Source organism: Alteromonas stellipolaris (assembly GCF_001562115.1).
Taxonomy (GTDB): domain Bacteria; phylum Pseudomonadota; class Gammaproteobacteria; order Enterobacterales; family Alteromonadaceae; genus Alteromonas; species Alteromonas stellipolaris.
The window spans coordinates 3,854,024-3,879,307 of the sequence record NZ_CP013926.1 but is presented as its reverse complement, the minus strand read 5'-3'; the positions used below and the strand labels follow the sequence as shown (position 1 = coordinate 3,879,307).

Here is a 25,284-nt window from a genome sequence, read left to right as displayed (position 1 = left end):
GTTATGAATTTATTGGAATCAGACGAGCAGAAATATCGAGTCATTGTGGCTTTAGTCGCTATATTTATCACCATATTTGTGGTTGGCGTATTTGCATTAATTCTTCCTGTCAGCGAAGCCAAAACCGGTCAAATAAACGTGGGCGATGTATTGTTCGATCGCAGTAGTGGTATGTTTCCCGCTACCTTACAAAACCTAATGTGGCTCATGTTCTTTATAGGGCTAGGCGAAATGTGGGTTAGGCACAATCGTTCCGCCAAAGAGTTAGAGCAGCTTAAGCTTTATATATTGCCTGAAGAAGATGACGTTATGCTGAGGGCGAAAGATCTCGTACCTATTTATACCGGTATATGCGAGCGTAAAGTTGCTCAACACTTCTTTGTTCAACGGCTCACCAAACGGGTGATCCTGCAATTCCAGGGCAGTAATTCAGCTGACCAAGCCAACTCTTTAATGAATTCCAGCCTTGAGTTAATGCAGCATGAAATAGAGCTCAAATTTAATATGTTGCGATACCTTGTGTGGTTAATACCTACGCTGGGGTTTATCGGCACGGTGGTGGGTATTGCATTAGCCTTATCGTCGGCGGCAGATATGCCCGATGTATCAGACACCGACGCGATTAGAGAATGGCTAGGGCTACTTACCACAGATTTAGGCTTAGCGTTCAATACCACGTTAGTGGCGCTGATCATGTCAGCGGTATTGGTTTTCTTACTGCATATCGTGCAGGCCAGAGAAGAAATGGCACTTAATAATGCCGGTCAATATTGTATGGATAATTTAATTAATAGACTTTACGAAAACAAATAGAGGTGCACCATGGCGATTAAACGAGGCCCTGATGGCGTTCCAGTTGATATGCCGTCAGTCATAGTTTCTGGAGATACAGCTTCTAAAGATACAGCTCCAACCGAACCTGAAACTCGTGCGAGTGGTATGGGTAGCAATACCGCTAATGACGGGCCAACAGTGACCACACCCTCTAACGCTACCCCCGTTAATACTGTGCCCTCCAGCACCAGCCCATCAAGGTCTGCAACCTCGGGTTTAATATTTGATGAGCCTCCAACAACACCGGCCAACCGGCATCCATCGACAACACCTGACGAGTTCGTTGATATTCGAGAAAACGCTGGAATATCAGAACACGATGACATTGATGCATTACCCACTGTGATAGGGGGAAATAGAAGACCTAGCGCGCCGCCAGTCAGTACGACTGAAACCGCCGCGCAGTCACCACATTCGATGCCTGATCCTATGCAAGACCCCATCTCTGGGTGGCTAGTGGTGGTAAAAGGGCCAGGTAAAGGGCACTTTTTAAAATTGGGATTTGGGCAAAATAGTATCGGTCGAAGTGCATCAGAAAGGGTTTGTGTTGATTTCGGGGATGGCCAAGTATCTAGGGTTAATCATGCCACAATCTCTTACGATCCTCGGGGTAATCAGTTCTATATTCAGCCGGGTTCAGGTACCAATATGACTTACTTAGATAACCAGCCCGCACCGGTGCTGCAGCCTATGATATTACCCGCTTTTAGTCACATTTCCATTGGCGAAACTACATTGAGGTTTGTTCCTTTGTGTGGCGAAAACTTTACTTGGGAAAGCATGGAAGAGGATTAATCATGTATTCGGTACAGGTGGCGTGGTCTCAAATAATAGGTGCTCGTAAAAGTCAGCAAGACAGCGCCTCAGTAGTAACTTGGCCTAATGGTTTCCGATTGTTGCTGTTAGCTGATGGAATGGGAGGGCATGTAGGAGGAGATATCGCCAGTCACTTGGTTATCGATACATTCAAACAGCACTTTATTGAAAGTGATGAGCAGGATATTAAGCAGCGTTTAATTAACGCGTTAGATGCGGCTAACCTTGCGATTTATCATCAGGTAAAGGAAAAGCCTGAGTTATCAGGTATGGGAACCACGTTAATCGCGGCGGTTTTTGATGGCCTATATCTGCAATGGCTAAGCGTGGGAGACAGCCCAATGTGGTTGCTACGTGATAAGACGCTGGTGCGACTCAACGAAAACCATTCTATGTCGGAAGTCTTGGCTAGAAAGGTTGAGTTAGGCGAAATCTCTAGTGAAGACGCAAGGACATCACCGATTCGCTCTCAATTACTTGAGGCCGTAATGGGCGAAAATATTGAGAGAGTTGATGCGCCAGACCACTCCAGAGAACTCAAACCAAACGATTTACTTATTTTGGCTAGCGATGGGGTGGAAAGTTGTAGTGATGAAACCATCATTGAGGTATGTCACCAGTCTTCAAATGATACTGATGAGCTAACAATGGCACTGTTAAACGCAGTTAAAGCACAAGAACGGCTTAAACAAGATAACGCGACACTTATTGTCATGCAGGTAAAAGAACCTGTGGTAAATGAGCCCGCTACGGTGCAGCCGGAAGCGGGTGAAATATTAGAAGAGCCATCTACCCACTAACAAAATTAACTGACAGATAATTTAAGGAATACGCTTGTGTATAGAGTAGGGATGTTTATTGCACTTTGGGTACTTTTTACTTTGCCATCCTATGCCTTTACTACGGTTACTATAGAGGTGCTTGATGATGGAAAAGTTGAGCAAACAGGTATCGCTACGCTGGTCGCAAACGAAACCGTCATTATCAACCAAAAACTGCTGGCACAAGGAAATCAGTATGTTGTTACCGACCCTACCAGCAAGGCGAGGTTGATTGCTGACCTATCAGCAAATGATGAAGGCTTAGATTTAGCCATTCTACATGTGAACGGGTTAACGGGTAATCCTGCGGTAGTGGCTAAGGAGGATACTTCCATTGGAAGTAAAATCTACTTGTTGAAGCTAAATGATCTGTCAACGGCAGGCACACTTCACTCTATACTTCCGGCAGATAAAAACCACCCTGAACAGCGGTGGCAGCACACGGCATTGCTGAGTGAAGGAGAGTTTGGTGCACCGCTGGTGAACAATTGCCAAGAGCTATTGGGGGTGAGTGTTAGCGATATCAAAGGGGTTTTCGATAAGCGCCTTAAACTGTCTTCATCATTTTCAGCAGCGACCAGCCTAACCACCTTAAAAACGTTTCTTACTAAGCAAAACATAGATTTCAAAGAGTCAGAAAATAGTTGTCTATCTGAAGCAGATCAATTGGCCGCGTTAGAAAAAGAAAAGAAAAAGCAGCAAGCAACACTTGAGAAGCAAGAAGCTGAACGCAAGGCGGTGGAAGAAGAGCTTGAAAAGTTAAAGAAGGAAGCAGAAGAAAAGAAAAAAGCGCTAGAAGAAGCTAAAGCTGATACGACCCGCCAAGATGCGGAACGTCAAAAGGCCGAAGAGGCACTAGAAGAAGCTAGGCAACAGACTATTGAGCAACAGAAAAAGCTAGAAGATGCTGAAAAAGCGATTAAAGAACAAGAAGAAAAAGTAAAAGAAACCGAAGCGAAGAGTAAGCAAAAAGAGCTGGAATTTGAAGAAGAAAAGAAAAGTGAACAACAAAAAATGATTTACTATGCCATTCCAATCATTCTAGTGCTGGTTGTGGTGCTTATTGTTTTAAGCCGCCGTAGGAAAAAACTGCTTGAAGTGGAGCAAGAGGCCTCAGAAAACAAGCAGCAACTGTCGGCAGAGAAAGCCAAAGTCGTATCGGCTCAAGAAGCGCTTAGCAAAGCGTCTGCAAACTTTGACGACATTGTTCTCGATGGCAAAGATGAAGCAGGTGGTGAGCATCGCATTAAAGTTATTGGGTCTACTTTGGCTAGAACCGAAGGCGGCATACTAATAGGACGGTCGGCACAAAAAGTAAACTACGTTATTAATGTGCCGGGTGTTTCACGAGAGCATTTAAACGTTATTTTGATAGACAATAAGGTAATGATTGAAGATTTAGGAAGCGTAAATGGAACTGCAATAAATAATAGAAACTTAGCGCCAAATACGAAGGCCGAACTAGAAAATGGCGATACCCTTCGAATTGGTACGGTAACTTTTTCGGTTCATTTTTTGCCGTCTTAGGTGAAAGAACAGGTGAAAGCAAATGAAACTACGTAACAGGGAAGTCAACGTATTTAGCATGTCTGCACTTGATCTCTTTGCCTCAGCGATGGGAGCATTCATGTTTTTAGCCATTATTGCACTGCCTTTTTTCCCCAACACGGGCTCTTCTCCCGAATCTATAAGTGAAATTAAAAAAGAACTTGATGCGGCTAAAGCAGAGTCTACTCAAACTAAAAAAGAGTTAGCTTCTGCGCAAAAAAGCTTAGAAGAAGCCAAGCAAGAACTTGCAGAAGGCATAAATAAATACCCGATAGAGTTGGTGATCACCATTGATATCAGTGGCTCGATGGCAGTGCCTTTACAACGATTAAAAGATGCCATTAAACGGCTCACTATTGAAGTGCCGAAGGTTACTCGGGAGTTTAAGATTGGTGTGGTGGCCTATGGTGGCGATGGCAAGTTTATCACTGTGCCAAGTGTTGTTATTACAAAGGCATCTCGGGCAGGCTTCATTCAGCAGATAGATGCGCTTGAGCTTTTACCAGGTGAAACCGATGTACCAGAAGCGGTATCGAATGCCATGGCGATGTTCTCGCCCCCCAATGACAAAGTGCGCAAAGCTTACGTACTTATCGGTGATGTAGGTCCTTATGAAATGATTGGCTCTAGAAGTTTTGATATTTATGCAATATCTGAAGCCCAGGCCAATATATTGATTAACTCAGGTAGAGGAGTACAAGTGAGCAAAAATTATGAGGCTGAAATATTAAACAGCGTAAGCAGTTTTATCTCAGGCAACAAACTGCGAAGCGTGATGGCCATGTACACAGGGAACGCGACTCGGCGGGGTGACAGTTCGTACAATATTATTGCGCTAACTAAACCGCATAGTATCCCGTTCTTTAAAGCTGTGTCCAAGAAAGGTGGTGCGGATAATGGGCACTATTCTGAAGAGCCTTCTGAAATGCTCTCTATGCTGCTTATTGCAGTGTTAGCCGCATCTTAATGAAGCGGCTAAGCTGTGATAAGTGGCATGTTTTAAGTAGTCTGTAACATCTAACATTGAAAAGTATGAAAATCTGCCTGAAGAACTAGTTAGCTTCAAGGGTGAGTGCTACACCGCTCTTTTTAAGTTGTAAGTGTTGCCTGCTATTCAGCAAAAACAGACGATTCGCGTCAATCTGAAGGTCATTTGCCAAAACGTTCTTTACGGTTTTGGCGCGTGCATCGGCCAAGTGTGCAAGTTCTCGCTTCGGTATATCAATACCACTTCTAACTTGGTTGTACATGGCGATATAGAGTGCTTGTTCAACTAGTGATGCATCAGGTGTTACTTGAGTAGGTGTTGTTTCGCTATTCCCAGTATCTTCACGTGTATCACCAAGTGAACCTTCACCGTCCGCGTTTTGCTGCAACTTAGCGATGACCACTACACGTTCTTCTTCCACAGTTTTGCCGGTGGTGTTAATGAATAACTCACTTAATGCGTCAGCTAGAGGGCCGCTCACCGGCATGGTACTTGGCGACAAGTCTACTGGTAATGTCTCTTGGCCAGAAAGTGCTAACAGCTGTTGTTGCAGTTTCTGTTCTGCCAGTTCATAGGTATCTGGCACTTCATCTACTGTACCCTCAATGTTTACGCGAAGCCCTGGGCGTTTTGATAGTGCATCGGCAAGGGTAGCGAGTTTGCTTGAAGCGGTGTCAGTTAACTGTGATGAGCCATGCGTAAAGTCAATTTCGTTAAGCTCATCGTCGTCGCTGCCGACTAAGTTCGCTAATAACGAAAAGGGGGCAGTCACAGCTTTCGTGATCAAGTTACCAATTGCTTTTAATATGATAGAGCCAAAACCAAAGGTTGGGCTATCTAAATCGCCAGACACTTCAAGACCAAGATCGATAACACCGTTCGAGTCTTCTAATAATGCAATGGCGAGCCCAAGGGGTAAGCTAAGCGCTTGGTCAGAGTCTGTTTTTCTACCCAAGGTTAGCTGGTCGATGACCACGTGGTTATTACCCGCTAATTGATTGTTTTCTAGCAAATACTGTATATCAAGTGACAATAAACCCTTGTCGATAAAGTGGCCCATGTAAGTGCCAGAATAAGGGTTTACTGAAGTTAATTCAGCGCCCTCTACGGTGAACGTGAGGTCTAAAAAGATATCTTCTATTAGCGGGTTAATAGAACCGTATAAAGCGACTGGCGCGTAACCATCTATTTTGCCTTTTATGTCTACATCCGCGGCGGTGTCGGCATTGGATGAAAGCTTAGTAATACTGCCGTTTAGGCTTTCAATACCGGACGCAAAGCGTGGGCGCAAAGAATTATCTGCAAAGTAGGCGCTACCATCATTAAAGACTATTTCTTGAATGCGAATAACAAGTTCAGAGGCTTCTTCAGTAGAGGCGGGTTGAGCTTCCTGATTAGATTCAGATTGGACACCTTCGGGCGTATTAGTTGTCGAGGTTGTTTGCTCCACCACAATATTACTAAAGTTAGTTTGCTTATCTTCAGCGATTAAAAGCTTCGCGTAAGGTTTATCCAGCGTAATTTTTTCTAAGGAAAAGGTGCTGTCAGTAGAACTATACTCAATACCCTTTGCTTGAAAGTCTGCCCATTGCAATAAAGGCTCTTGCTTTAAGCCATCGATAATTGTGAGTGACGCTATATCCGCCTGACCATTAAATACTATTTTACTGTCACTATCCGCTTCGAAACTCCCTGAAAGGGCTGCACTACCTTCTTTAAGAGCAAGATTTAAGTACTGTCCTACATAAGGCTGAAGTTGTGAAAGGCCGAACTGGCTGACATCAATAGTACCCGAGACGGCTTGCTCATTGGCTAAAATAGTGCCTTTACTGCCTATTGATGAAGCGGGTGGGGCTATCGATGAAGTGTCTGATAGGCTTGAAGGTGAAGACTGCACTAGGCTGCCACCGAGCTTCATATCAATAGCGTAATCGATAGGCGTAGTCAGGGTAGAATCAATCACGCCTGTGCTTACGTTTAGCGGAAATATTCGCCAGTTAACCCCGTCAGAAACCATACTTTCTTGTACAATTATATCGCCATCGTTCAACGCGAACTCTTGCAATATTACGCGCCAAGCCGCTTTATCACTTTGTGTGGGGTCAACAGAAGCTGAGTTCCCTGTGTTTGACGCTGCGCTGGCGCTAGAATCTGATGGCGTAGGCGAAGCTTCTGCGGCTGCTGTAGAAGACGGGGCTGTTGTAGACGGGGCTGTTGTAGAAAGAGAACGCGAGGCCGCTTGCGGCGCTTTTTCATTAAGCCCTTTTGGGGTAAATATTGAGACTAAATCTACCCCCGATTTGTCGATTTGAGCACTTATCCAAGGTTGCTGTAGGCTAAAATTGTCCACATCAACCTGCTGTGTTTTTGTGTCTAGGTTTATGTCACTAACACGTAATTCAGCTAGCTTAATTCTAGGACTTTCTTTGTCAGAGATAACTAAATGAGATAGGGATAACTTCGCATCGTTGGCTTGAAAGCGAAAATCGTTGTTGTCTTCTGATAGGTGATAATTGAGTGAGAAGCTTAGGACGCCGTCTGTTATTTTTGCATCAATCACGTCATCAGACAATGGCCACAGCGGCGCTAGCGCAATTTGGCTAACCTCAAAACTACCCGCTATATCTATAGGAGACAGCTGAAACTGCCCATCAAATTGAACGCTTCCGCCTTCGTTGGTCGCTAAGGTGAACGCATAGTGATTAGCAGACTTTTTTTCGCTGCTATTATCAGCGGCACTAGTAGAGCTATTGCCTGCACTATTGTCTGCATTTGCGTTTAAGCCGGTGGCGAGGGTATCAAGGTTGGTTAATGTGAATGACAGTTCTGGATAATCAAGTTGTGTGTCGGTGACATGATCGGCCACTGAAATATGACCATTGCTCAGGCGAAATTCCCCCAAACGAATATGAGGTATTTCGCTTTGCTCTTGCGCTTCAGGCTCTGGGCTGTTTTCGTTTGCTTTAGCGAGCGTGTCGATAATGTCAGAAAAATTAAATACTGTAGATTCTTGACCAGCTGTAGGTGAAGTATCAACGTCCGATACCCTAGCAATATGCGCATAAGGCGTATTTAAATAAAAGTGCTCTAGGGTAGGGGTAAAGCTGAATAGGGTTTGCCAAAAGCCCACATCAAGTTCAAGCAGTGTAAACGCAATAAATGCTTCGTTGCTACTCGCTTCTTCAATAGAAAACCCAGACACCCTGGCGCGCAATAAGAAAGGGTTAATGCGAATACTGTCGATACTGACATTTCGCCCTAACTTTTCACTTAATATTTTGGGCGCTTTAGATTCAAGAACCAAGGGGGCAATTAGGCCCAGTATTAACGCGTAGAATAAGTATGCCAACAGAAAGTAGGTAGCAATACGCCGCCATTTAGGTTGCTGCTTAAATGAAGTGGTTAAGTTTTTTATGGGCATAATTATTCTAGACGTATTAAAAAGAAGAGGAAAAAGCGGCGAATAAGTGATGGCATAGATCAATCACTCATACAGCCGCTAAAATAAATATTAAAGCATTGAGGCTAAATTACCTAAACCAGACTGAAGTAAAGTCTGTGTTTCTTCATTGCTGTTCAGGTAAGTGTTAATTTGTGTGATAAAGCTGCTTATCATATCTGCATCTAAACCCAGTGCATCGAATTGTTGCTTCAATTCGTTTATAGAACCTAGAGAGCTGCTGTATTCAGAGGCTTTGCTTAGTAAGCCTGATATGGTTGAACCGCCATTGGTAGAATCTGCCGCAACAGAGGGTACGTTTTCTAACAAAGAGTCTAGCCCAGGGATGGCACTGGCAAGTTCTGAATAATCAGCAGTAGTGAGGTTGCCTTTAGCATAATCAAAAATAGATGCTAAACCACCTTCAGATTGCGTTTCACTTACGCCTAAATTTTCTGACACCATACTTACCAAACTAGACACATCCAACGAGCTAGCCACAGCCGCTTCTGTGGTTTGTGAAGTGGATGTACTGGCATCACCCAACATACCTTTTAGTTTGTTAAGCGTGTCGTTGGCAGAAGCGTGTGCCGAAAATGATAATGTAGCGATAACGAATAAAGATAAAATTTTCATAAGATTTTCCTTTGAAGTAAAAATCTACCGGGCTGTAGCAAGTATCTCAGCAAACTAAGAAGCAAGGTTAGCGCTAGTCTAGCTCGATAGTGTTAAAGATAGTGAAATAGGTGAAATTTAGGCGGTATTCTGAAGCGCTATCCTAACGTAAATTTAGTGCTATTGCCTGAAATAAAATGTAAAGCAGCTTTACATTTACATGGGGGAAGTACTGCTTGAGGTTGTTACTTCATAAGGCATGTAAATGGCTACAACCTATGTGTTGTAGCCATCGTCAGTGCTTATCTTAGTCTAAGCCTAGTCTAGCTTTTTCAGTGGTTCAATTTTAGGGATTAATACCCATACTGCTGCCATTGCCACAATGGCAAGTGTCGCACCAATGATAAATGCAGGAGCATAGTTACCATCGGCGGTAAGGTATGGGACCAATGCAGTTAAACCAACCGCGCCTAACTTTGCAGCCATGCCTGAAAAGCCCGCTAAGGTGCCTACGGCTTTTTTGCCTAACAAATCGCTAGGTAGTGTTTGTACATTACCAATAGCGGTTTGAAAACCAAACAAGATAACGGCCATAATAATCACCGCCATAGTAGGGGAACCAGGCTGCGACATAGCCAACAGCGAAGGAAGCATAATTAAGCAACCAAGGGTGATGGTTAGCTTTCGGGTTTTATCTGTATCCCATCCGGCTTTAAGTCTATTTTGGGCAAGAAGCCCACCAAACCAAGCACCGAACATTGCGCCCACATAAGGTACCCATCCGTAAATACCAATAGATTTAACATCCATTGAATAAACTTCATTTAGGTAAATAGGGATCCAAAATACAAACAGCCACCAAATAGGGTCGATAGCGGCAGAGGCTATGATTACGCCCCAGCTTTGCTTGCGCTTAAGTAGCTCACCAGTGGAAGGGTTGTATTCTTCTACTTCTGTCTCAACTAAGTCTGCTGACATAGTAGTTTGACGTTGGCCAGTAAGGATATACTCACGCTCTTCGTCAGTAATCCAAGGGTGTGCACCAGGTGGTGCTTTCACCAGAATTAACCAAGGAATTAACCACAGTAATCCAACTGCACCCACAACAACAAACAACATTTGCCAACTAAAATAAACGGTTAAAAATGCTATTAAGGGGATGGCAATAATACCGCCAATGGCAGCGCCGGAATTGAATATACCCTGTGCAAGCGCACGTTCCTTGGTGGGAAACCATTCTGCATTTCCTTTTGCTGCACCTGGCCAGTTGCCAGCTTCAGCAACACCTAATATGGCGCGAAAGATGCTAAAGGTTAATAGACCCTGTGCAAATGCATGAGCAATGGTGGCTAACGACCATACGCCGATAGACAATACAAAGCCTAAACGGGTACCAACCCAGTCGAAAATTTTACCAAAAATGGCTTGCCCAAACGCGTAAGCAAATACAAACACAATGGAAATATTAGCGTAAATTTGCTTGCGTTCTAACGCTGATTCATCCGGAAATAACTCTTCAACAATATCAGGCCATAACACGCTAAGCGCCTGACGGTCGATATAGTTAATCACGGTGGCAAGCGCAATTAATGCGATTACCCACCAACGTAAGCCATTTAATTTCACAGTTTTATTCCTCTAAAAAGTCTTCGCGAGGAGGACTAAAGGTGTCAATTAATATGCCGCCAGTAGGACAAACTGCGCCATGGTCTGCATGCGGTGGAATAAGACAACTATCACCCGGCTTCATTACTTTTACTTCGCCGTTAATACTAAAATGGAATTCACCTTCGATAACGTAAGTAACTTGAGAGTGTCTGTGTGCGTGCACGTACCCTTCTGCGCCTTTGTCAAAAAAGACTTTAACCATCATTAATTCTTCGTTATACCCAAGCATTTGGCGTTTTAGCCCGCCGCCGATATCTTCTATTTCAGTTTCGTTGCCTGATAAAAAAAGTGCGCTTTGCTTTTGCATTTTACTTGCTCCTAATAATTAAATAGCTCTTAAATGGCGGTCTACCATTTAACAAATAGGGTTTGAATTCTTATGTGAATTTGAAACGAGTGTCATTCAGAGATGTGTTGTTAGTAAACGAAGCAAATTCGGTAGAAGGAAGGGGTATTGTTTGTGTGATGTAGGATAAGAAGCACATAGGGTGTTACCTCACCTTTTTATTGTTAATGAAACAGTTCAGTTACTAACACAGTAAGAGTTCGGTTAACTTCACAGCACGTTAACTACAGGTGTGTGCTTTCGTTATAGCCTAGTAACCCCAAAAATCACAGTAGTCTAGTTATTTGCTTTGTAAATTGAGGTGTAACGGGGTGCTTAATACTAACCAATATTAATAAAGCGATTGGTTGGCATCAAGCACCCAAGTAGTTCAGACAGGATCTACTTTTTTAATTTTAGAAAGTAATCAAAAATCTCTGGTACGTTTCCGTTACCCATGCCAGCGTCAAACGCAGCCTGCAAGTTAGAAGATGAACCTTCTGCAATTTTAGACTGTGTTCCTAAGTCTTCTACCATTTGTAAGAAATAGCCAAGATCTTTATTCGCATTTGCGATTGAGAAACCTAGATCACTTACATCATCAACCGCATAGTTCTTACAGAACTGCATGAATGGTGAGCTAGATGGGCCGGTCGACATAATATCGAAAAGTTGTTGGCGATCTACACCAGCTAAGTCAGCTACAGCAAATGCTTGAGACATTGCACATACTGTTGTCATACCCATGAAGTTATTGATTAACTTAGTTGTATGACCAGCGCCTAATGCGCCAAGGTGGAAAACGTTCTCGCCTTGGTCTTCTAGTACAGGCTTAACCTTGTTGAAGGTTTCGATATCGCCCGCAGCCATAATATTAAGTAAACCATCTTTAGCGTGAGCTGGTGTACGACCAAGAGGTGCATCAATCATACCAACGCCTTTCTCTGCTAGGTCAGCACCAATCTTGCGAGTAGATGCAGGAATTGAAGTACCAAAGTCTACCAATACAGAGCCTTCTTTCATGCCTGCAAGAATGCCGTCTTCTGCATACATTACTTTTTCGACAATGGCTGAAGTAGTTAAACAAAGCATAACGATATCTGATGCTTCAGCTAGTTCCTTAGCTGAAGAAACTGCACTAGCACCTCTTGCAACACATGCTGCTACCGCATCTTTGTTAAGGTCCATTACATTAAGCTCGTAGCCTTTCTTTTGTAAATTTTCGACCATATTGCCGCCCATAAGGCCTAGACCGATGAAACCGATGACAGGTTTTGACATGTATAACTCCTAAAATATCATGGCACAGGCTGTGATGAGAGTGATGTGAACTTCACTTCATAGCCGAGTGCGCTATCTTGCTTCTAATTAATTTAATAAGTAATTTGAGCTTAAGATTAACGTCTCGCTAAATAACTGGGCTCTGTATTGAACAGAGTGACTGATGATAGATGTACCCGCTAAAATTGAAGGGGCAATACATTCTTCCTATCAAAAGACCACTTACCAATTAAATATTCACCATTAACCAATGCCAAACTTAATTCGTGTCTCTTATCGACTAGTATGATGACAGTCCATTTTGCTTCTTGAACCAATCAGCATATCAAAAACATTATTAGTATCATGCCATATTGTCAACCAATAATTAAAAAATGGTACTAATTTGGTTTGTTTTTTAATTTTAATTTGAATTTTTTGTTAACGGTTTTCTTTGCCGTAAAATTGCATATTACAAAGTTTAATTGATTCATCCAGTTGAAATATATGGGTTTTTATTAATCGATAATAACGCTTTTGAAATGTTTAATAACCGTGAATATCTTGATCTATTTGGTAATTTTAATTGGTAACTAGTGGCTTGGTAGAGGGTTGACGACTATGGTTGGGTTGGTTAGTCTTTGAACAGGTTGAGGGTTAAACCAGATTCAGATATTCATTCTAGCAGTTTTCGCCACAGATTCGAGTCATCCAGTTCACTGGTTTACTATCAACGAGCCTATCGCGTGAATATCTACTTACTTAGAAACATGAATTTCGGGAGATAAGACAATGTCGATGACAGGTAAAGTTGCAATTGTAGCGGGTGGTGGCAGAGATATTGGTGCTGCTTGTGCAGTAGAGCTTGCTGCTCGTGGTGCTAATATTGTTATTACGTATCAGGCAAGTGCCGACAGGGCGAAAGACACTGTTGAGCGGATAGTCGCTGCGGGAGGAAATGCCATTGCTATTCATGCCGACCTCACTCAAAAAGCTGATGTTTATAATACGGTTGAAACCACATTGTCGACTTATGGGGCAATAGACTGCCTAGTCCACGTATCGGGGGGGTTGGTAGAACGTAAAAAGATAGTAGAAATGGACTTAGCACATTGGCATAAAGTACTCGACGTAAACTTAACGTCCTTGTTCCTTATGGTGCAAGGGGTTATCCCCCACATGAAACCGGGTAGTTCAATTGTTACCTTCTCGTCACAAGCCGCAAGAGATGGCGGTGGCGGTGGCGCTATCCCATACGCAACATCTAAAGGTGCTGTCTCTACTTTCACAAGAGGCTTAGCGAAAGAGCTAGGGCCAGATATCCGCGTGAATTCAGTTTGCCCAGGTATGATATCCACCGGATTTCATGACACCTTCACTCCAGACAATGTACGTTCAAATGTAGCAGGAGCCACCTGTATTAAGCGAGAAGGTACATCTGAAGAAGTCGCTAAGCTGGTGGCATTCTTGGCGTGTGATGATGCGTCTTATATGACCGGCAATAATGTGGATATTAATGGTGGTTTACTTTTCTCCTAGCAGTTGACAAGTAAACTTTATCAACTCAGATGTTGATAAATTATTACCGATAGTTAAATAAAAGCCTCCTCTGAGAGGCTTTTATTTTTGCTTGGTTTACAACTGTGAAGTTAAGATAATTTCATTAAATCATGTCCTTAGATTTATTTTTAGCTTTGGTAATATCAATAGGTATATTAATTGGTAATATAGAAAGTTAACAACTGGTTGACATTGTGTTGTGGGGTTGGTTACATTGATACCTAATATCTTTCGGCTCAAGTTGAAACATTTTTGACTTTTGGCATGACGCTAATCAGCACCTCTTTATTTGATATCGCTGCTATGTTTCATGCAAGTGTTAAGTGTTTGAAGAGCCCCTTCTTTAATCATATAAAGGCGATTGTCGTCTTTCAGATAACTTAGGTTGTTTGCATGAATGCTAGTGTGTTTTCTGTTCCTGTTTTAGTCACTTGTAGCTTACTATTTGTTGCTGGCTGTAATACAACTTCTCCACAAGCTGGCGCAAATGATGCCGGCACTGACGTCACCAACCCTTCGATACAAGCAGCTCATTCGGATGGCATTTTAGTTGCCAATAAGAAACAATTTTTCAAACAAGCTGAGTCGTTAAAAGCGGGTGATACCATTGTACTTGCTGATGGCGTTTGGGAAGATTTTGAAATTTTATTCAAAGGTGTCGGTACACCAGAAAAGCCCATTACATTAAAAGCGCAGACTAACGGTGGTGTCGTATTATCAGGGTTATCTAACCTTCGACTAGCGGGCGAGTATCTTGTCGTAGAAGGCTTAGTATTTAAAGACGGATATAGTCCTACCGGTGAAGTGGTATCGTTTAAGGAGAACGACAATAACCTTGCATACCATTCCCGAGTTACTCAAGTGGTTATTGATGGGTTCAGTAATCCAGACAAATTCAACTCTGATAAATGGGTTGTTATGTATGGTAAACACAACCGCTTTGACCACAGTCATTTAGAAGGGAAAAGTAACGCGGGCGTGACGATGGCGGTACGCTTGAATACGAAAGATAGCCAACAAAATCATCATCGTATCGATCACAACTACTTTGGCCCTCGTCCAATTTTGGGCTCTAATGGTGGTGAAACCCTTCGCATTGGTACCAGTAAATACTCATTAAGTGACTCATTTACGATTGTTGAAAATAACTATTTCGACAGATGTAATGGCGAAGTAGAAATTATTTCGAATAAATCGGGCAAGAACCAATTTTTAAATAACGTATTTTTTGAAAGCAGAGGTACGCTTACCCTTCGCCACGGCAATGGAAACCTAGTGGAAGGGAATGTGTTCTTTGGTAATGGCAAACACCACACCGGTGGTATCCGCATTATCAATGCCGACCAAACGGTTCGCAATAACTACATGGAAGGGTTAACAGGCATAAGATTTGGTGGTGGTTTTACCGTTATGAATGGTGTGCCGAATTCATCTATTAACCGCTACCATCAAGTTAACAATGCCAAAATTGATAACAATACCTTAGTGAACTTGGACAATATCAACCTAGCCGCTGGTAGTGATGCAGAACGCTCGGCGACGCCTATCAATAGTAGTTTCGCGAACAACTTAGTGGTAAATAATAGCGGCGAAAATCCATTTAAAATTTTTGACGATGTGTCAGGAATTAGCTTCAAAAATAACCTTGCCAGCCAATTACCGCAAGATGAATTAGCAGAAGGTTTCGATGTTAAAGATATCGAATTAGTACGAGGCGAAAATGGGTTGTTGCAAAGTAAACAAGCGCAGCAATTAGAGGTTGGCGCACCCGCATCTTTAAACCCAACGCTAAAAGAAAACACAGGTGTAAACTGGTATGACAAAGCAGGCTTACCCATTGACTTTGACTCCGGTAAAACCGTTAGCGTGAGTTCTGCTGATGAGCTTTACCGTGCCGTGGCCGAAGCAGAAAGCGGAAGCACGATACTGCTTAAAGCGGGAAGTTACTCACTAAACAAACAGATGCAGGTTAAAAGTGTAGTAACACTAAAAGCAGAGTCACCTCGCTCAGTTACCCTGTACCCCATGCGTTCTTTAATGATTGAAATTGAAGATGGGGGAAGCTTGAAACTGGATGGGCTGAATATATCAGGTAAAAAATCGCCTGACAGTGCAGGCAATGTGCTTATCCGCAACACCAAGTTGCCTACCTTGTTTAATCACAAGCTTGCCATTCATAATACGCACATTACCGATTTAAACGTGAACCACTCCTCTCATGTATTCGATGCGGGTTACAGAAGCTTAGCCGACAACATCGACATAACTGACAGTGTATTTCAAAACATTACGGGTGACGTACTGCGTTTAGACAAAGAGCAAGATGATTTAGGCATTTACAATGCCGAATACGTCACCATCAAAAACTCTACTTTTTCAAACATTGAAGGTGCCATTGCAAAAATTTATCGCGGCGGCACAGATGAAAGTACCTTTGGTCCGCACTTCACCCTAACCGACAGTAATGTATCGAATGTTGGAAAGGGGAAACGCAATAAATCCAAGTCTTCTATTTTTCTATTGGGTGTGCAACAAAGCCTAATTAGTGGCAATACGTTTGTGGATAGCAAGCTAGTAACTATCGATCACACGGTAGGTGAGCCACAAACACAAATTCTTAATAACACCTTTGATTCTACGCCACTTCCTGAAGTGACCGAAACCTTTACTAAAGGGGCATCAACGGCAACGGTAAAAGGGAACCAGTCGAAGTGACACCCTGCGGGCTTACGCTTTAGACAGTACGGTTTATAAAAATGACGACAAAGTAATATTAGGTAAGGTAGTAACATGAAGAATTTGAGATGGTGGGTAATTGCACTGGTTGCACTTGCAACAGTGATTAACTACATAGATAGACAATCGCTTAGTGTATTGTGGCCGTTTATGGGAAAGGAAATTTACCCCAATAAAACAGATGCCGAATTAAAAGAAGTGTACGGCATCATTAGTATTGTATTTCTTTTTTCCTATGCTTTCGGTCAAGCTATTTTTGGTAAAGTGTTTGATTGGGTTGGAACGCGCATAGGTTTTGTTCTTTCTATTGGTATTTGGTCTGTGGCTACCGTGCTGCATGCTTTTGCACAAGGAATACTCACATTCAGTGTGTTCCGCGCCATTTTAGGTGTTTCAGAGGCAGGAAACTGGCCAGGTGCAGCAAAAGCTAACGCTGAGTGGTTTCCCACCAAAGAGCGTGCTTTAGCTCAAGGTATATTCAACTCTGGTGCAGCTATTGGCGGCATTATTTCCATTCCTCTCATTGCCTATCTTGCTTTGTTTTTTAGTTGGAAAGCAATCTTTGTGATAGTGGGTTGCACGGGGCTACTTTGGCTTATTCCTTGGATCATCGTGGTTAAATCGCCGCCAGGTTCACACCCTTGGATCACAGATGAAGAAAGAGAGTACATTCTTACAGGTCAAAGAAACGAAGCGACCAACGCAGATGGCAGTGCTATTGCTGAATACACCCCTACCACTGGACAGTTGTTATCACATAAACAAAGCTGGGGCGTAATTATTGCCACTGCGGCAATCGACCCTATTTGGTGGCTATTTATTGTTTGGATCCCCACCTATTTGGTTGAAGTTTACGCCATGGATGTGAAGGGCTTGGCTATTTATGGTTGGGTACCTTATGTAGGTGCCATGTTAGGTGCTTGGTTCGGTGGACTGCTTGCACAAAACAGACTGGGAGCAGGTTGGTCGGTAAACAAAGCGCGTAAGTTAGTGATTACGCTGGGTTGCTTAATTATGTTGCCAGCACTGTTGATGTTATCTAACCCGAACAGTGAAGTTGCTGCTGTGTTAATTATGGCCACCATTCTATTTGGCTTTCAAACGGCAATTGGAAACGTGCAAACCTTACCTAGCGATTTATTCGGCGGAAAGTCGGTGGGTACGTTGGCTGGTTTTGCGGGTATGGCGGCCAAGTTGGCGGCAGGGCTTTTGATATACGCAGTACCTTCATTAACTGCTGATGGCAGTTACACAGTGGTCTTTGTTATTGGTGCGGCACTTGCCATCATTGCTGCGCTGAGTATTTGGGTGTTATGCCCGAAAATTGAACCGGTTGAAGCTAAGCGATAATCGTCACTCAGCGTTAATTGGGTTGAGTCGAATGGGTAGATAGTGAATATGATAACAGCAACAAAAGGGTTATTACGCAGTGTGGTTTTTACGGTATTAGCACTAGGTAGTGCGCTTGTAGAAAACCATTCACTGGCTGAAACGCTGGCTACTACCCATATACTTCCTGAATCACATCAAGCACTTCCCCAAGGGGAGTTGCTTGGTGATTTTAATTCACTTGACCCTTCAAAATCTCCAAGTGAGAATTTTGATTTATTAAGTTGGACTCTTAGCCTCCCTACCGATTTAAATAAAGATTTAAAAGCCGACATCATTTATGAAAAAGCGTTAAGCGATAGTTTTGCATTGAAGCCGCTTTTTTACACGTCTACAGACGGAGGAATGGTATTTGCCTGCCCTAATGCTGGGGCAAAAACATCTAAAAATACCAAGTACGCACGAACTGAATTACGAGAAATGCTCAGACGAGGTAACACCCGCATTAAAACGAAGGGGATCACCGAGAACAATTGGGTGCTTAATTCGGCGCACGGTTCAGTCAAGCGTAAAGCAGGGGCAGTGGAAGGCAGTCTAGAAGCAACTCTTGCGGTAAATCGCGTTTCTACTACCGGAGACGAGAAAAAAGTAGGGCGAGTGATTATTGGGCAAATTCATGCTACCGATGATGAGCCTATTAGGCTGTACTACCGCAAATTACCGGGCAATGACAACGGCTCTATTTACTTCGCTCATGAAATTAATGGCGGCGATGATGTATGGGTCAACATGGTGGGAAGTCGCTCTCACACGTTAGAAAATCCTGAAGAGGGCATAGCCCTCAACGAAAAGTTTAGTTATAAAATTACAGTGAAAAACAATATTTTATTCGTCACCTTAATCCGTGAAGGTAAACAAAACTTAACCAAAAGCTTCGACATGAGCAAAAGTGGTTATAACAAAAACAACCAGTATATGTATTTTAAAGCGGGTGTTTATAATCAAAACAACAGCGGCTCAGATAAAGATTACGTACAAGCCACCTTTTATCATCTAGAGAACCAACATTAAAAAGGGGTAATCAAGCTTGTATTATTAACCCTAGTAATGTCTCTTTTTCACTTCGCTCTGCTCAATTCAACTTTTCTTGATTCTACTTCACAAGGCACCACGCTTTACTTTTAGTACTACTTTGCGAGTGCATCTTGCCGCTTTATACCCAACATTCACAGTAAAAATAAATTGGTAATAACAATGTGTTCACCATTGTCGGAAGGGTGTCAGCCGCGCTGATACTATCTGAAATTAATAATGTGAATCAAATGTTATCGCAATGGCATGATAATGGTGGCAAAAGTTATTTTATTGTGTTTATATGTGCCAACAGGTTAACAATGTTGTCTTACTGTTATTTCAATTGGTAACCTATAACTCTTTAATTTGGTAATAATATGGTGCGGTCCACTACTCAATAGCCAAAACCAAGAACTCGGAGAATAGAGCCATTATGAAGTTTAAAACATTCGCACTTTGTGCAGTTGCAGCAGCTATTACAGGCTGTGACGTTAGTACAGATGTTAGTACAGATAACAACCCTAATACATTAGGATCTATAACCCTTGCGGGAACAGCAATTAGCGGTCAAACACTAAATGCAACCGTAAGCGACCCAGATGGTATTTCTAACTCCGTAACCTACTATTGGTATGCTGATGGTGTTGCTATTGAAGGCGCTAACTCTTCATCATTCACACTCACCGATGATCAGATTGGTTCACCAATTACAGTTCAAGGCCTTTATACCGATGATGGTGGTATTAATGAGTCCCATATCAGTGACCCTACTGACGATGTAATGGCTATTGCGTCAGATGCGACAATTACGCTTAGTGGCGACGCACTTGTAGGTTCAACGTTAACAGCCACCGTTGCTGACGAAAACGGAATTGAAAATGCCGTTATCGTTTACGCATGGTTCGCGGACGATACGCAAATAGCAGATGAAGTTACTGCAGAATTAGAACTTACCGATGCACAGTTCGGTACGGTAATTACTGCTAATGCCAGTTTCGAAGATGATCGTGGTTTTAGTGAGTCTGTCACCTCAGCGGCAACGGATGTAGTGGCACGAGTTAACTCTGAAGGCGCAGTTGTTATTACGGGTACGCCGACAGTAGGCAATACGCTTACGGCCGAAATTGCTGATGAAGATGGTGCGACAGGCGATATCTCTTACCAGTGGTATGCAGATGATGCGGCCATTGATGGAGCAACTACCAGTAGCTACGTGGTGGATGCCTCACTAGTGGGCTCAGTAGTTACCGTACAAGTGACTTATGTAGATGACAACGGTTTTGAAGAAGACATTACGTCTGCGCCAACAATTCCGGTTACCAGTGTTGCGGTTGACCAAGCGGGTAGTATCGAAATTATGGGTACTGCACCTTACCTAGCCAGTGCCACTCTGACAGCTGAAATTACTGACAATAACGGTATTGATGAAGCAAACGTGGTATACACGTGGTCGGCGGACGGTGTTGAAATTGCCGATTCAAACACTAAAACCTTCACACCTACTGCCTATGCCGGCGCGATTATTTCAGTTAGCGCTGCGTATACGGATAACGATTCGTTCACCGACACGGTGTCAGACTCACTAGACTCTGTGGTTTATACCCAAGTGGTAGGCGATGCTGCAGCACTAGAATCTGCACTGGTTAGCTTAGTTGATGGCGATGTACTAGGCCTAAATACGAATACCTATACAGGTATGGCAGCCCTTGAATTAACCAGTGGCATTGAACTTCGTGCGGTTGAAGGTGAAACCCCTACCTTTACCGGCGATTTCTGTATTCACGTTGCAAGCTCAGCTGACGGCGCTGCGGTAACAGGTTTAACTTTTACCGATATTGATACACTTTCAGGCTCAACGTGTGATAGCGGCGAAGAAGCCATGATTTACTCGGAAGGCGATAATTTCGTTTTCTCGCAAAATACCATGGGTAATGAGCAAGCTACGTTGAACTACCCAGATGACGCTTTCCATTGGATGGTAGTGAAAGGTAGCGGCGCACTTATTGAACGTAATACGTTCTCTGGCCGGACAGAAGCTGCGGAAGGTTCTGTTATCAAATTGGCATCATCGGGTTCAGACCACGTTATTCAATATAACTTGTTTAGCGAAAGCCCGAATGAAAACTTCGGCAACTCTAGTCTTCTGTTACTCAACTTAGGTAGTACTACCGGTGACGATTCAGCCGACATGGCTAATTTTACTGTCCAGTATAACTTGATTGACAATGTGACTACTGGTCGCCGCCTAATGCGTGTTCAAACGTCAGGTGCCACGATTAAAGGCAATACCATTGTAGATGCTAGTGGTGGTATTTCGCTAGAAGACGGTGGATTCAATACCATTAGTGATAATGTCATTATTCGCACCACAGACATTGCAAGCTCTGACGACAGACCAAGTGGCGTGTTAGTAACACCATTAGGCCACACCATCACTAACAATTATATTGCTGGTATTCGCTCCGGCAATAAAGAAGCTGGCGGTATCGTATTCACGGTAAACCCATTCTCACAAGCTGATGGCGGCGTTCCAAACTCTGGTAACCAAGCAGTATTAGACGGTTCTGGCGACCTATCGCTTACCGTTACAAACAATACGGTACTTAACTCGCTACAACCTATCGTCTTTAGTACTGAAATTGGTTCAAAAGCCGGTGTTGATGATTGTGATGATTTAGCAGAAACCACAACGCTATACGGCCTTAGTAACCAGTTTTTCGTTATCGACTTTGACGCGAACTTAATTGCAAATGGCTTGAACAATGACGCTTCGACTGAAGGTTTATACCTTAATGCCGACGGTGGTTTCAGTGACCATTCCTTCGAATACGACTGCGACCTAATCAACCATACAGAATCAACCCTCACTAATAACTTTGGTTTTAGCGACAGCTATATGTCGGGTGATACCTCTGACGAGTGGGTAGATATTAGAAATATCGATGGAAATGGCGAGTTTGATACCGATGGCGCCATTGACCAAGACCCTGCTGGAAATGGAAAAGAAGTGCCTGAATTTGTAGTTGCTGAAAGCACACTTATCGAAACAGACGCAAGTGGTGCGCAAGCAATTGCTGGTGCGAAAGGCCTTTACTACATTCAAGCATCTGATGTGGGCGTAGGCTCAACATGGACAGCAGAAAATGAATAACACAACACACACAGCCCTATACATATTAAAAGACACAACGGAGATCTCGTAATGTCGTTGAAAACACAACAGAGTAAAACCTTGAGCGGTGATAACGTGGAGAATGCTGAATTCACTCTTCGCCCTGTGGCCAAGTGGGTACGCACTGCAATTATTGCCAGCGTAGCCACTACCAGCGCATTTTCACTTCACGCTCAAGAAGCCAATGTAACTGAAGAAGACCAGGCTGACGTCGAAGTTATCGACGTAGTTGGTACGCGAAAGACAATTCAAGACCAAATTGCTATCAAGCGTGAATCAACAACTGTTGTTGATGGTTTATCATCAGAAGATATTGGTGAATTGCCTGCACTTTCAATTGGTGAAGCACTAGAGTCTATTACTGGTGCAGCTTCCCACCGTGAAAATGGTGGTGCTACTGAAATTACCATTCGTGGTCTTGGCCCGTTTTTGAGTGCTACACATATCAATGGTCGTGAAGCGACAAATGGTAGTGGTGACCGTTCGGTAAACTTCTCACAGTTCCCTTCAGAGCTTGTGAAGAAAGTGGCTATTTATAAGACCCAAGACGCCTCCATGATTGAAGGTGGTGTGGCCGGTGTTATTTCACTAGAAACAGTACAGCCGCTAGATTACGGCAAGCAACGTATTCAAGGTGAAGTTAAAACTAACTACAACCCTGACGAAGGTAACGTAGACAACTCACTTCAAGGTGATTTAGGTTTTCGTGGAACCTTTAGTTACGTAGACCAGTTTGAATTTGATAACGGCCAAGCGTTAGGTATTTCTTTTGGTTTGCAACGTCAAGATATCAGTCAGCCAGAAGCAGAATACAGAAGTTCAAGCCCAACAGGTTCTTCACTGTGGGCGTGTTTGAACGACCCAACTAACACTAACGAAGGTTTCTATCGTAGTAGTGCCGGTGACTGTGAAGACCAAGTTAGTGGCAGCAGTAACCAAGGTTATAATACAGCTATCGACCCTGAAACAGGCAAAGCGGTTAGCGATGGTACGCCGTACGCATGGACTGGAAGCAGCCGTAGTTACCGTCAAAATGAAACGTCTGATGAACGTGATGCACTATTCTTAGCGCTTCAATTCCAACCTTCTGAGTCTTGGGATATTAACTTTGATGCGCAGGTGTCGGATAGAACGCAACAAGAATCACGTCACGATTTAATCTTCTTACAAAAACGTGCTATTCCTGGGCTTACTGGTCCTACGTTAGTGACAAACGATGTAGGCGGTATTCTGCATTGGGAAGGACAAGATCGCATTGAATCTTCAGGTGAGCAATTCTCTCGTGAAGAGAACTACCGCGGTTACGGCTTGAACATCGAGCACTATGCGACTGATGCACTGACGGTTAAATTGGATTTGGCTTATTCAAAAACGTCACGTGAAGAGTTACAAATCTCTAACCGTGCGAGAACTGCTGACAGACAATCTTTTAGCTGGGACATGGGCGAATATATTCCTCATTTCACCGTGACTGACTTCGATGTTACTGATATTTCTAACTACACAGATAGCCTTCGTACTCGTATCGATAGAGAAAATACACGCGATAACGAAATTAAGTCTGCACGTTTAGATTTTGAATATGCACTAAGTGGCGATGTGTTCACCAGTGTTCAAGCAGGCTTGAGAACATCTGAACTGAGCTTCATTCAATATGGTGGTAGCCAAGGTAATGGTTCACGCAACGAGTTTACGCTAGATACTGCAAATGCAGATGCACTTGAGTTATTGCAGAGCTGTCAGAAAGACTTTCCTGAATCGGACTTCTTAGACGGTGTGTCAGATGGCGACCTCATTACAAATGTCGATAGTGACGGCAATGTAATTGGTGGCGGTTCTTCTTGGGCTACTTACGATAACGTTTGTTTCTCACAAGCTGTAGTTGCATCTCAAAACGGTGAGTTTGGCTACCCAGATGTAGAGTATGAAAACAGTGGTACTATCGACGTAACTGAAAAAACTAACTCTGCATACGTGATGGCCAGTTACGATACAGAAATGTTTAACAAGTACATTCGTGGTAACTTTGGTGTGCGTATTGTAGATACCGAAGTTACTTCAGTGGGCTTTAGAAACTCATTCGACGTTGTTACTGACGAGCTAGGTGTTATTAGCTTAGTGAGTGGCGACTCACTCGAAAGAATTGAAGGTGGCGGTGACTACACTGAAGTGCTTCCAAGCTTCAACTTAGTTGTGGACTATAGCGATGATATTCTTATTCGTGGTGGTATATACCGTGGTATGTCACGTGCCGATCCATCTGATTTAGGTTACAGCCGTACGTTCCAAACCGATGATGACTTAGCGCCAACGTCACTTGCAGATTTATTAGTAGGTGTAAACGGTTCAGGTAACCCTGATACACAGCCGCTTATGTCGTGGAACTATGATGTTGCTTTCGAATGGTATCCTAACGAAGATTCAATCTTTGCGTTTGGCTTGTACTACAAGCAATTCCAAGGTGGATTCCAACAGCGTACAGTATTAGAAAACTTCGTTATTGATGGTCAAGAGTTCGCACTTCCAGTGACCAACTCTGTAACTACCGACGATGAGAGTGATATTTTTGGTTTAGAAGCGTCAATTGCTTACCGTTGGGACAACGGCATCGGTGTTAAAATAGGCTACAACTACGCAGACACAGACTTCGAGTTTGAAGACAGTTTGTATGGTGACACCTTTATCACTGACGTAGACGGTAACACCACGCAGTTAACGGCAGGTATTGTTGACCCAGCTTCCGTACCAGGTTTCTCTGAGCACGTATTCAGTACTCAGGTTTACTACCAAATTGGCGATTTAGATACGGCTATTATCTACAAGTATCGTAGTGAGTACTTCCAACCTTACACTAGTAACGGTACCCGTTTACGTTATGTAGATGAAGTAGGTGTATGGGAAGCGCGTATGTCTTACAAAGTTAACGAGCATGTGCGCGTGAAACTTGAAGCCATTAACCTATTCAGTGCGCCTAAATCACAGGATTACTATGTACAAGGTAACCTAGGTGAAGTGAACGATTACGGTCCTCGCTTATTCGCAGGCGTTAGCTTGAAGTACTAATCGTGGTGAACGGATAGGGTTGATTAAGCGACTCTA

16 protein-coding genes are annotated in these 25,284 nt (G+C 43.2%); 11 read left to right on the top strand and 5 right to left on the bottom strand.

The features are described from left to right. The first annotated feature begins 3 nt into the window (after nt 1-3). Genes AVL57_RS16440 through AVL57_RS16420 form a run of 5 tightly spaced genes read left to right on the top strand, consistent with a single transcriptional unit; the run spans nt 4 to nt 4,986 of the window. On the top strand, nt 4-813 hold the full coding sequence (locus AVL57_RS16440) for a MotA/TolQ/ExbB proton channel family protein (RefSeq protein ID WP_057789502.1): 810 nt from the start codon (nt 4-6) through the stop codon (nt 811-813). 9 nt (nt 814-822) lie between these two features. Next, nucleotides 823-1,629: an FHA domain-containing protein gene (locus tag AVL57_RS21355; protein ID WP_197427684.1), complete on the top strand. Its 807-nt coding sequence runs from the start codon at nt 823-825 to the stop codon at nt 1,627-1,629. A gap of 2 nt (nt 1,630-1,631) precedes the next feature. Further along, complete coding sequence (locus AVL57_RS16430) at nt 1,632-2,450, top strand: PP2C family protein-serine/threonine phosphatase (protein WP_057789504.1); 819 nt, start codon at nt 1,632-1,634, stop codon at nt 2,448-2,450. A gap of 36 nt (nt 2,451-2,486) precedes the next feature. After that, nucleotides 2,487-3,998: an FHA domain-containing protein gene (locus AVL57_RS16425; protein ID WP_138118247.1), complete on the top strand. Its 1,512-nt coding sequence runs from the start codon at nt 2,487-2,489 to the stop codon at nt 3,996-3,998. A gap of 22 nt (nt 3,999-4,020) precedes the next feature. Beyond that, on the top strand, nt 4,021-4,986 hold the full coding sequence (locus tag AVL57_RS16420) for a vWA domain-containing protein (RefSeq protein WP_057789509.1): 966 nt from the start codon (nt 4,021-4,023) through the stop codon (nt 4,984-4,986). A gap of 85 nt (nt 4,987-5,071) precedes the next feature. Here AVL57_RS16420 and AVL57_RS16415 read toward each other — a convergent pair whose 3' ends face one another. The 5 genes from AVL57_RS16415 to AVL57_RS16395 form a co-directional block, all read right to left on the bottom strand. Beyond that, on the bottom strand, nt 5,072-8,428 hold the full coding sequence (locus tag AVL57_RS16415; RefSeq protein ID WP_057789511.1) for a DUF748 domain-containing protein: 3,357 nt from the start codon (nt 8,426-8,428) through the stop codon (nt 5,072-5,074). Between the two features lie 90 nt (nt 8,429-8,518). Beyond that, the gene (locus tag AVL57_RS16410; RefSeq protein WP_057789513.1) at nt 8,519-9,082 is read right to left on the bottom strand and encodes a DUF2780 domain-containing protein; all 564 of its coding nucleotides are present in this window, start codon (nt 9,080-9,082) and stop codon (nt 8,519-8,521) included. Nucleotides 9,083-9,379: 297 nt separating this feature from the next. Next, complete coding sequence (locus AVL57_RS16405; protein WP_057789514.1) at nt 9,380-10,687, bottom strand: MFS transporter; 1,308 nt, start codon at nt 10,685-10,687, stop codon at nt 9,380-9,382. A 4-nt stretch (nt 10,688-10,691) separates the two neighbouring features. After that, nucleotides 10,692-11,036 carry a cupin domain-containing protein gene (locus AVL57_RS16400; protein WP_057789516.1) on the bottom strand — a complete coding sequence of 115 codons (345 nt, stop codon included), beginning with the start codon at nt 11,034-11,036 and terminating at the stop codon, nt 10,692-10,694. Nucleotides 11,037-11,456: 420 nt separating this feature from the next. After that, the gene (locus AVL57_RS16395; RefSeq protein ID WP_057789518.1) at nt 11,457-12,335 is read right to left on the bottom strand and encodes an NAD(P)-dependent oxidoreductase; all 879 of its coding nucleotides are present in this window, start codon (nt 12,333-12,335) and stop codon (nt 11,457-11,459) included. Nucleotides 12,336-13,106: 771 nt separating this feature from the next. Here AVL57_RS16395 and AVL57_RS16390 point away from each other — a divergent pair. The 6 genes from AVL57_RS16390 to AVL57_RS16365 all read left to right on the top strand — a co-directional run bounded on the left by AVL57_RS16390 (nt 13,107) and on the right by AVL57_RS16365 (nt 25,248). Then, complete coding sequence (locus AVL57_RS16390; protein WP_057789520.1) at nt 13,107-13,853, top strand: SDR family NAD(P)-dependent oxidoreductase; 747 nt, start codon at nt 13,107-13,109, stop codon at nt 13,851-13,853. Nucleotides 13,854-14,267: 414 nt separating this feature from the next. Next, the gene (locus tag AVL57_RS16385) at nt 14,268-16,589 is read left to right on the top strand and encodes a polysaccharide lyase 6 family protein (RefSeq protein ID WP_057789522.1); all 2,322 of its coding nucleotides are present in this window, start codon (nt 14,268-14,270) and stop codon (nt 16,587-16,589) included. Between the two features lie 75 nt (nt 16,590-16,664). Then, complete coding sequence (locus AVL57_RS16380) at nt 16,665-17,960, top strand: MFS transporter (protein WP_057789524.1); 1,296 nt, start codon at nt 16,665-16,667, stop codon at nt 17,958-17,960. Nucleotides 17,961-18,008: 48 nt separating this feature from the next. After that, on the top strand, nt 18,009-19,010 hold the full coding sequence (locus tag AVL57_RS16375) for a polysaccharide lyase family 7 protein (RefSeq protein ID WP_057789526.1): 1,002 nt from the start codon (nt 18,009-18,011) through the stop codon (nt 19,008-19,010). Between the two features lie 436 nt (nt 19,011-19,446). Continuing rightward, complete coding sequence (locus tag AVL57_RS16370) at nt 19,447-22,164, top strand: chondroitinase-B domain-containing protein (RefSeq protein WP_057789528.1); 2,718 nt, start codon at nt 19,447-19,449, stop codon at nt 22,162-22,164. A 51-nt stretch (nt 22,165-22,215) separates the two neighbouring features. Then, nucleotides 22,216-25,248 carry a TonB-dependent receptor gene (locus tag AVL57_RS16365; RefSeq protein WP_057789530.1) on the top strand — a complete coding sequence of 1,011 codons (3,033 nt, stop codon included), beginning with the start codon at nt 22,216-22,218 and terminating at the stop codon, nt 25,246-25,248. Nucleotides 25,249-25,284 lie beyond the last annotated feature (36 nt).

Bases quoted from the DNA above. Each gene is read 5' to 3' on its own strand.
- AVL57_RS16440 (WP_057789502.1), top strand. From the start codon at position 4: ATGAATTTATTGGAATCAGACGAGCAGAAATATCGAGTCATTGTGGCT.
- AVL57_RS21355 (WP_197427684.1), top strand. From the start codon at position 823: ATGGCGATTAAACGAGGCCCTGATGGCGTTCCAGTTGATATGCCGTCA.
- AVL57_RS16430 (WP_057789504.1), top strand. From the start codon at position 1,632: ATGTATTCGGTACAGGTGGCGTGGTCTCAAATAATAGGTGCTCGTAAA.
- AVL57_RS16420 (WP_057789509.1), top strand. From the start codon at position 4,021: ATGAAACTACGTAACAGGGAAGTCAACGTATTTAGCATGTCTGCACTT.
- AVL57_RS16415 (WP_057789511.1), bottom strand. From the start codon at position 8,428: ATGCCCATAAAAAACTTAACCACTTCATTTAAGCAGCAACCTAAATGG.
- AVL57_RS16410 (WP_057789513.1), bottom strand. From the start codon at position 9,082: ATGAAAATTTTATCTTTATTCGTTATCGCTACATTATCATTTTCGGCA.
- AVL57_RS16400 (WP_057789516.1), bottom strand. From the start codon at position 11,036: ATGCAAAAGCAAAGCGCACTTTTTTTATCAGGCAACGAAACTGAAATA.
- AVL57_RS16395 (WP_057789518.1), bottom strand. From the start codon at position 12,335: ATGTCAAAACCTGTCATCGGTTTCATCGGTCTAGGCCTTATGGGCGGC.
- AVL57_RS16390 (WP_057789520.1), top strand. From the start codon at position 13,107: ATGTCGATGACAGGTAAAGTTGCAATTGTAGCGGGTGGTGGCAGAGAT.
- AVL57_RS16385 (WP_057789522.1), top strand. From the start codon at position 14,268: ATGAATGCTAGTGTGTTTTCTGTTCCTGTTTTAGTCACTTGTAGCTTA.
- AVL57_RS16380 (WP_057789524.1), top strand. From the start codon at position 16,665: ATGAAGAATTTGAGATGGTGGGTAATTGCACTGGTTGCACTTGCAACA.
- AVL57_RS16375 (WP_057789526.1), top strand. From the start codon at position 18,009: ATGATAACAGCAACAAAAGGGTTATTACGCAGTGTGGTTTTTACGGTA.
- AVL57_RS16370 (WP_057789528.1), top strand. From the start codon at position 19,447: ATGAAGTTTAAAACATTCGCACTTTGTGCAGTTGCAGCAGCTATTACA.
- AVL57_RS16365 (WP_057789530.1), top strand. From the start codon at position 22,216: ATGTCGTTGAAAACACAACAGAGTAAAACCTTGAGCGGTGATAACGTG.